This is a genomic window from Microcystis sp. LE19-84.1B (genome assembly GCF_027531875.1).
GTDB lineage: Bacteria > Cyanobacteriota > Cyanobacteriia > Cyanobacteriales > Microcystaceae > Microcystis > Microcystis panniformis.
This window is the reverse complement of sequence record NZ_JAPZSR010000301.1, coordinates 1-6,849: the sequence shown is the minus strand read 5'-3', so window position 1 is coordinate 6,849 and position 6,849 is coordinate 1. Positions and strand designations below refer to the sequence as shown.

Here is a 6,849-nt window from a genome sequence, read left to right as displayed (position 1 = left end):
TTGAAATATTATGGAGATTTTTAAAATATGAATGGATTGAATTTAGTGCCTATAAAGACCGAAAGAGCCTCCTCGCTTACGTTAAAAAAGTGCTGGACAATTTTGGAGGCGAGTATGTAATTAATTTTGCCTAGGTACTTACTAGATCGCTCTTGGTTGCCATAAAAATCAGATCAAGAAAAGGATGTTATGACAGTAATTAAAGAATTAGAACAATTAGAACAAGGAAAGGTAGTTTTTTTCTTGAGAAAATTATTTTAAAATTATTTTGATAAAACTTAACAAAAATCCACCAAAAAAACTATTGACTTGGAACCCCACAAGTAGTACAGTTAGCTTCAATCGTATTTGCTCAAATAATGAAAACTGATAAAATCTTTTATACCTTATTTCAAGTCTTTCCCGAACTTCTCTTTCAACTGCTGGGGGAATCTCCCAATCTGGCGCAAAATTATCAATTTAAGTCAATCGAAATCAAAGAATTGGCTTTTCGACTTGATGGGGTATTTATTCCCGATGCAGACCACCCAGATTATCCGCTTTACTTTGTCGAAGTTCAATTTCAAAAGGACGAGGATTTTTATTGGCGATTCATCCCTCAAATTTTCCTCTATCTCAAGCAGTATAAGCCTGAACGCACTTGCTGTCCCGTAATTATCTGGGGAAGGCGACGCTTAGACACCGGGTTTCCCCTCGCTTACCAGAATTTGCTAAACTTAGAGCAGATGCAACGGATATATCTCGATGAAATCGAAGGTGAATCCCCTCCATCTCTTGGGATAAGTATCCTCCAGTTTATCGTCATCAGCACGAAAAAAGCACCAAAACGGGTTCAATCCTTAATTGAGCAAACTCGCCAACAGATTGTTGACCCTAACACTCAACGAAATGTTATCGAGTTAATCGAGAAGATTATTATCTACAAATTTCCGCAGAAAAGTCGCCAGGAGCTAGAAGCCATGTTTAATCTCACGGAATGGAAACAAACCAAGTTTTATCAAGAAGCTAAGGAAGAGGGGAAACTTGAAGGAAAACTTGAAGGAAAACTTGAAGGAAAACTTGAAGGGAAACTTGAAGGAAAACTTGAAGGGAAATTAGAAACAATTCCCCTTCTGGTTAGGTTGGGACTTAATGAAGAACAAATTGCACGGGAATTAAATCTAAGAGTTGAGATTATTCATCAATTTATTACTAATCAGAACAATTAAAACTTTTAAGAGATTGCTTCGGGGGGTGGAGAAGCACCGGGAGCAGGGGAGAGGGGGAGCAGGGGAGTACAGGTTGTTGCTCTTCTGCTGTCTCCCTTTTCCTTGGTTCACGAGTGCTAGAAGATTTAGATTCAGAATAGATGAACCCCTGCTAAGTTTACTACCCCAGTAGCATCAGGTGGGGGTTTTATTGGGTAAATTTAAGCTGATCTAAACTTAACAAAAACTTAACAAAAATTCACTCAAAAACTATTGACAAGAAAGGTAAGGACTGCTAGTCTGGAAAGTGTAAATATTTTGAGGACTTAGAGTAATTGTCATTAACTAATCGAGAAAATGCTTTTATTCAGCCTGAAAAACTCATTGATTATTTACTTTCAGAAAATCACCCTGTTGGTAAATCAAAAGCTAAGTTTTTTCGTGAACTCGGTTTTAATGAAGAAAATGTAACGTTTTTAGAACAAGAATTGTCAAAAATAGTAAGAAATCAAGATGTTACTGAGGTAATTACTACAGAACATGGTACTAAATATATAGTAATAGGAACAATCAATACTCCTAAAAATAAATCAGTTACTATTCTTACAGTCTGGATTATTGATTTAGGCAAAGATACGCCAAGGTTTGTTACTGCTCGACCATTTTTTTAAAATAAAGGTTAACCAGAATTATGATCAAAGAGCTAGATGTAATTACTTTAACCCATGACATTCAAGAACATGGTTTAAAAAAGGGAACTCAAGGAGCGGTTGTTCATTGTTATAATGATCAACAAGCTTATGAGGTAGAGTTTGTCAATGATGAAGGGGAAACTTTGGCTTTATTGACTTTAGCAAAAGCTGATATTCAACTAGAACAAGAATTAATCATTGGCGAAGTTTTAGAAATCATCAATACTTTACCCCCTAATTTATTAAGAGAAGTAAGAGATTTTGCTAAAGTTTTAGAACATAGAAAGTGATGAAGTCGGGCAAAGCTTACTACCCCAGTAGCATCTGGTGTTTTTTTTCTTCGGGAAATTTAAACAGAAAAACTGTAATGACATTAAACATAGATAAAAAACTATAACAAACATAGATAAAAACTCAGAATAAAACTCTTGACTCGGCAGAAAAAAGGTAGTATGACTGGAACCGACAACAATTGATGGAGGACTTACCATAATGAAAACCAAAAAACTGACACCCCGCAATGCTGCTCCTGTTCAACGGGAAAATACCGCTACCGTCTCTCGTGATGGTAATGCGATCGCCCCATCCTCTTTAAGTAAATTTTCGTATCTTTTTGGATTTGCGGGATTTGATCCTTTTGCGGGAGACGACCCAGAGTAATCCCCCTGATTCTAGCACGAACCTCAAAAAGTGTCAAAAGTCTTTTTCTCCTTGCCAGGGCGCACGGTTTGCCTCAAGGAATTGACGCACAACCCTAGTTAATTCCGGGCTTTCGGATACCGGGCATCGGTGAAGAAGCATTGCTCGGGGAGAGGGGAAGCGGGGGAGTACAGGTTTTTGCTCTTCTGCTGTTTTTCTTTTCCTTGGCTCACCAGTGCTAGAAGATTTAGATTCAGGGAGATGAACCCGTCTATCTCGCAGTCTGTCCAAAATCTGTTGAAATTATAAGATGCTAAAAAGTCTGCGCTATAATACTCAGCTAGGATGATATAAAAGTAATTATGGAGAAGCAATGAACACTATCCAACTGACACCAGAAATAGAAAATTTGATTGCTCAACAAATTAAAACAGGCAAATATCAAGATGATTTAGCCGTTATTCAAGAGGGATTGCGTTTATTGGCAGAAAGAGACAGAATTTATCGAGGAAGATTTGAGCAATTGAAACAGGAAGTCATGATTGGTGTGCAAGAGTTAAGGCGTGGAGAAAGTTTTGATGGTAGAGAATTTATTAACAGATTAAAAGCCACAAATCTTCAGGATAGTGGATATTGAATTATGACGGTTATTTTAATATCTTCAAAGGCTAAAGAAGATTTAGAAATTATCAATGCTCGGATTGCTTATTCTAATATTCAAGCTGCCAATCAGTTGTTAGATAAGATTCTTGATAAATTTGAAATCTTAGCTAGTTTTCCTAATATGGGAAAAAACAGGAATGAATTGATTATGGGTTTACGAAGTTTTCCTGTAGAAGATTATCTAATCTTTTATTTTCCTCTTGAAAACGGAATTGAAATCGCAAGAGTAGTTAGTGGATATAGAGATTTAGATGCTATGTTTGATCTTGATTAAGAAAGTGATCGCACCAAGCTAAGGGTATCATTCTTCCCTGCTCCCCAGTATTTGCATCTGGTGGTTTTTTTCTTCTGGAAATTTAAACAGAAAAACTGTAATGACATTAAACATAGATAAAAAACTATAACAAAGATAGATAAAAACTCAGAATAAAACTCTTGACTCGGCAGAAAAAAGGTAGTAAGACTGGAACCGACAACAATTTATGGAGGACTTACCATAATCAAAACCAAAAAACTGACACCCCGCAATGCTGCTCCTGTGCAACGGGAAAATACCGCTACCGTCTCTCGTGATGGTAATGCGATTGCGCCCAAGAAATTCGGCCAAGTGCCTTGTGCCTGCACCAACACACCTTTTGCGGGAGACGACCCAGAGTAATCCACCTGATTCTAGCACGAACCTCAAAAAGTGTCAAAAGTCTTTTTCTCCTTGCCAGGGCGCACGGTTTGCCTCAAGGAATTGACGTACAACCCTAGTCAGTGGCTTTCGGATACCTGGCACTCTTGCCGATAGGTATTACCTAAACGAGACTTAGATTTTTGGGGATGAGTGCTAGAACTTTGTTTCGAGAGATGAACCCCTGCCAATAGCTTACTACCCCAGGGTTATCGGGTTGAGGTTTTCTCATTAGATCTATGATCTACTATTATTTTAAAGTAGCTGACATACGATAAAAAATTGGAATACAAGGGAAAAATTTTTATGGAAACTGTTGACAAAATTCAATTAAACCCCGTCTAACTCGAAACCTATAATTTTTAGATCTCCTATTGGGTAATCCCCCTAAATCCCCCTTCAAAAGGGGGATTTATTCCTAGAAGGTATTTCAAAAAACTACAGTTCCCACAATGGACGCGGTTTAAAAGCTAATTTACTGACTCAATTAATCGCAAATCACCAAATTAAAGAGATACCTGTAAGAGGCATTCTCCTATCACAACTAATAAGCGGTAAACCAAGGTGAAAGGCTGTAGCGGCAATTATTCTGTCAGGTAAATCAGGTACGGCAGTTCGTAATACGGTCGCCAAAACATTGACAACCTCGGCAGTCAAATCAGCTAAGATAAACCCACTATTACCAGCTAATAACTCTGCATCTAATTGAGATTTTAGTTCAGGTGCAATACGTCCTTTTTCTTGCAGATAAATTATCTCTATTAAACAGATAGTTGGAATATAAATGACAATTTCACCGCGATCGCATTGTTCAAATGTTTGGTTAGCCGCAGAACTCAAGCGTGGACTATCCTCTCAATACCAAATCAAAGCATGAGTATCGGTCACTGCATCACTCATCAAATATCCTCACGAGGAAAGTTAGCTCCTATCTGTTGTTTTACATCAGCGATATCTGCATCACTGATGTTGGCACCTCGCCATAATCCCCGCAAAGATTTACGAGGTTGATGGGTAGTAACCGCTAACTGTTGTTTAATATCAGGAGTCACTTTTTCAATTAGACGTACTTTGTCTAGAGGAGAAAGCTGTTTGACTATCTCTAAGGCATCTTCTAGAGTAACAACTCTTGTCATCTTTTTAGACCTCAAGAAATAATGAGAATAACTTTCTGATTACATATCATCTTACAACGAATTTGAATCTTGGATCAAAAGGTTAAAATTCTCACAAAAATATTGACAAGTGCTGATCTAAGCTTAACAAAAACTTAACAAAAATTCCCTGAAAAACTATTGACTCGGCAGAAAAAAGGTAGTACTACTGGAATCAATAACAATTAGGTAGGAATTACCCCATGAAAACTAAAAAACTGACACCCCGCAACGCTGCTCCTGTCCAACGGGAAAATACCGCTACCGTCTCTCGTGATGGTAATGCGATTGCTTCCCATATTTTCATATTTTTACTTACTCCTTTTGCGGGCGACGACGCGGAGTAGTCCCCATAATTCTAACACTCACCTCAAAAAATGTCAAAAGTCTTTTTCTCCTTGCCAGGGCGCACGGTTTGCCTCAATGAATTGACGCACAATCCTTGTTAATTCAGGGCTTTCGGATACCTGGAACCCGGGGAGAAGCTTCTTGAGCAGGGGAGAGAGGGAGCGGGGGAGTACAGGTTTTTGCTCTTCTGTTGTCTCCCTTTTCCTTGGCTCACGAGTGCTAGAAGATTTAGATTCAGGGAGATGAACCTGTCTATCTCGCAGTTTGTCCAAAATCTGTTAAAATTATAAGATGCTAAAAAGTCTGCTACCGTCTCTCATGATGGTAATGTGATCGCCCCCCAGTCATGGTGGGCGGAATGGGATTTCAAGGAATCGACTCCCAATCCTAGTCAGTTCGGAGCTTTTCGGCATCGGGGTTTGAACAAGGCGAGACTTAGATTTTTGGGGGTGAGTGTTAAAATTTTATTAGCATTATCATTTGGTGGGAAACTTTAAATATGAATGTCCAACTAATTGAAAAATCCAATCTCAGTGATAAAGCTAATGTCATTGATGAACAGCGTTTGCTCTTACCTAGTCATTACAGTTGGCAGCAGTTTCTGGGCTTAGAAATGTGGTTAGCAGATACATCTGGTTTGCGAATAACCTATTTAGACGGCAATATAGAACTTATGACATTAGGAGAAACTCACGAAGGAATTAAAAGTATTTTAAGGTTTTTGTTAGAAGTTTATTTTATTGAAAAAGGAATTAGATTTTTTCCTGTTGGTAGCGCGACTCGGCGAGATGAAGCTAAAGATGTTTCTTTTGAACCTGATGAGTCTTACTATTTGGGAGAAAAAAAAAGTTATCCTGATTTAGCAATTGAAATTATTGTTACCAGTGGGAATCTGAATAAACTAGAGAAATATAGTCGTTTTGCTATTCCTGAAGTTTGGTTTTGGCAAAATAATCAATTATTTTTATACCACTGGCAAGAATCGGGTTATATGCAGATTTATCGCAGCGAACTTTTACCAGACTTAGATGTAGATTTATTATTAAAATGTTTACAAATACCTGATATTTTAGAGGCAAGACTTGAGTTATTAAAAGGAATTAGCCAGAGTGAGTAAGTGGGCTTAATTGTTAGATAGTGGAACAGGCTTCCAGCCTGTGGACGGGCAAGATGCCCATCCCACATTTTATATTTAATTGCAACCAGCTACTTTTGGCAGGGAGAAGCTTCTTGAGCAGGGGAGAGGGGGAGCGGGGGAGTACAGGTTTTTGCTCTTCTGTTGTCTCCCTTTTCCTTGGTTCACGAGTGCTAGAAGATTTAGTCAATGCTAATTAAAAGGTCGGGGGTTGTCTTTGACTTCTCTTGGTCAAAAATTAGAGTTTTCAATAAGTCCCCGATTGATGTTCTTAACAGTAAATCGCTTATTTTAAGTAGCTGGTTATAATTAAATTTAAAATGGATTTTAGGTTCGATCCCCCCTTAGTCCCCCC

At 38.2% G+C, this 6,849-nt stretch carries 11 protein-coding genes and 1 pseudogene; 10 read left to right on the top strand and 2 right to left on the bottom strand.

The window, feature by feature from the left end:
- The 8 genes and pseudogenes from O9324_RS17175 to O9324_RS17140 form a co-directional block, all read left to right on the top strand.
- Positions 1 to 134: pseudogene (locus tag O9324_RS17175) on the top strand (IS630-like element ISMae24 family transposase); the annotation flags it as partial.
- A 225-nt stretch (positions 135 to 359) separates the two neighbouring features.
- The gene (locus O9324_RS17170; protein ID WP_288140819.1) at positions 360 to 1,208 is read left to right on the top strand and encodes an Rpn family recombination-promoting nuclease/putative transposase; all 849 of its coding nucleotides are present in this window, start codon (positions 360 to 362) and stop codon (positions 1,206 to 1,208) included.
- 314 nt (positions 1,209 to 1,522) lie between these two features.
- Positions 1,523 to 1,858 (top strand): DUF6883 domain-containing protein, encoded by a 336-nt coding sequence (locus O9324_RS17165; protein ID WP_287627371.1) that lies wholly within the window; start codon positions 1,523 to 1,525, stop codon positions 1,856 to 1,858.
- 20 nt (positions 1,859 to 1,878) lie between these two features.
- Positions 1,879 to 2,169 carry a DUF4926 domain-containing protein gene (locus tag O9324_RS17160; protein ID WP_002769128.1) on the top strand — a complete coding sequence of 97 codons (291 nt, stop codon included), beginning with the start codon at positions 1,879 to 1,881 and terminating at the stop codon, positions 2,167 to 2,169.
- A gap of 202 nt (positions 2,170 to 2,371) precedes the next feature.
- Positions 2,372 to 2,539 (top strand): anacyclamide/piricyclamide family prenylated cyclic peptide, encoded by a 168-nt coding sequence (locus O9324_RS17155; protein WP_287627366.1) that lies wholly within the window; start codon positions 2,372 to 2,374, stop codon positions 2,537 to 2,539.
- Between the two features lie 352 nt (positions 2,540 to 2,891).
- A complete protein-coding gene (locus O9324_RS17150; protein WP_185239619.1) occupies positions 2,892 to 3,155 on the top strand; it encodes a ribbon-helix-helix domain-containing protein in 264 nt (87 codons plus the stop codon).
- 3 nt (positions 3,156 to 3,158) lie between these two features.
- Positions 3,159 to 3,455 carry a type II toxin-antitoxin system RelE/ParE family toxin gene (locus O9324_RS17145; RefSeq protein ID WP_287627365.1) on the top strand — a complete coding sequence of 99 codons (297 nt, stop codon included), beginning with the start codon at positions 3,159 to 3,161 and terminating at the stop codon, positions 3,453 to 3,455.
- Between the two features lie 225 nt (positions 3,456 to 3,680).
- The gene (locus O9324_RS17140; RefSeq protein WP_287629144.1) at positions 3,681 to 3,839 is read left to right on the top strand and encodes an anacyclamide/piricyclamide family prenylated cyclic peptide; all 159 of its coding nucleotides are present in this window, start codon (positions 3,681 to 3,683) and stop codon (positions 3,837 to 3,839) included.
- Between the two features lie 516 nt (positions 3,840 to 4,355).
- Here the strand turns inward: O9324_RS17140 and O9324_RS17135 are convergent.
- Both O9324_RS17135 and O9324_RS17130 read right to left on the bottom strand, forming a co-directional pair.
- Positions 4,356 to 4,697: a type II toxin-antitoxin system VapC family toxin gene (locus tag O9324_RS17135; protein ID WP_002767628.1), complete on the bottom strand. Its 342-nt coding sequence runs from the start codon at positions 4,695 to 4,697 to the stop codon at positions 4,356 to 4,358.
- A gap of 59 nt (positions 4,698 to 4,756) precedes the next feature.
- Entirely contained in the window at positions 4,757 to 4,993 is a 237-nt protein-coding gene (locus O9324_RS17130; RefSeq protein ID WP_002753033.1) for a hypothetical protein, read from the bottom strand.
- 221 nt (positions 4,994 to 5,214) lie between these two features.
- Between O9324_RS17130 and O9324_RS17125 the strand changes: the two genes are divergently transcribed.
- Positions 5,215 to 5,358, top strand: a complete 144-nt coding sequence (locus tag O9324_RS17125; RefSeq protein WP_002767627.1) for an anacyclamide/piricyclamide family prenylated cyclic peptide — start codon at positions 5,215 to 5,217, stop codon at positions 5,356 to 5,358.
- A 500-nt stretch (positions 5,359 to 5,858) separates the two neighbouring features.
- A complete protein-coding gene (locus tag O9324_RS17120; protein ID WP_185241382.1) occupies positions 5,859 to 6,476 on the top strand; it encodes a Uma2 family endonuclease in 618 nt (205 codons plus the stop codon).
- Positions 6,477 to 6,849 lie beyond the last annotated feature (373 nt).

Bases quoted from the DNA above. Each gene is read 5' to 3' on its own strand.
- O9324_RS17155 (WP_287627366.1), top strand. From the start codon at position 2,372: ATGAAAACCAAAAAACTGACACCCCGCAATGCTGCTCCTGTTCAACGG.
- O9324_RS17170 (WP_288140819.1), top strand. From the start codon at position 360: ATGAAAACTGATAAAATCTTTTATACCTTATTTCAAGTCTTTCCCGAA.
- O9324_RS17145 (WP_287627365.1), top strand. From the start codon at position 3,159: ATGACGGTTATTTTAATATCTTCAAAGGCTAAAGAAGATTTAGAAATT.
- O9324_RS17120 (WP_185241382.1), top strand. From the start codon at position 5,859: ATGAATGTCCAACTAATTGAAAAATCCAATCTCAGTGATAAAGCTAAT.
- O9324_RS17130 (WP_002753033.1), bottom strand. From the start codon at position 4,993: ATGACAAGAGTTGTTACTCTAGAAGATGCCTTAGAGATAGTCAAACAG.
- O9324_RS17160 (WP_002769128.1), top strand. From the start codon at position 1,879: ATGATCAAAGAGCTAGATGTAATTACTTTAACCCATGACATTCAAGAA.
- O9324_RS17125 (WP_002767627.1), top strand. From the start codon at position 5,215: ATGAAAACTAAAAAACTGACACCCCGCAACGCTGCTCCTGTCCAACGG.
- O9324_RS17150 (WP_185239619.1), top strand. From the start codon at position 2,892: ATGAACACTATCCAACTGACACCAGAAATAGAAAATTTGATTGCTCAA.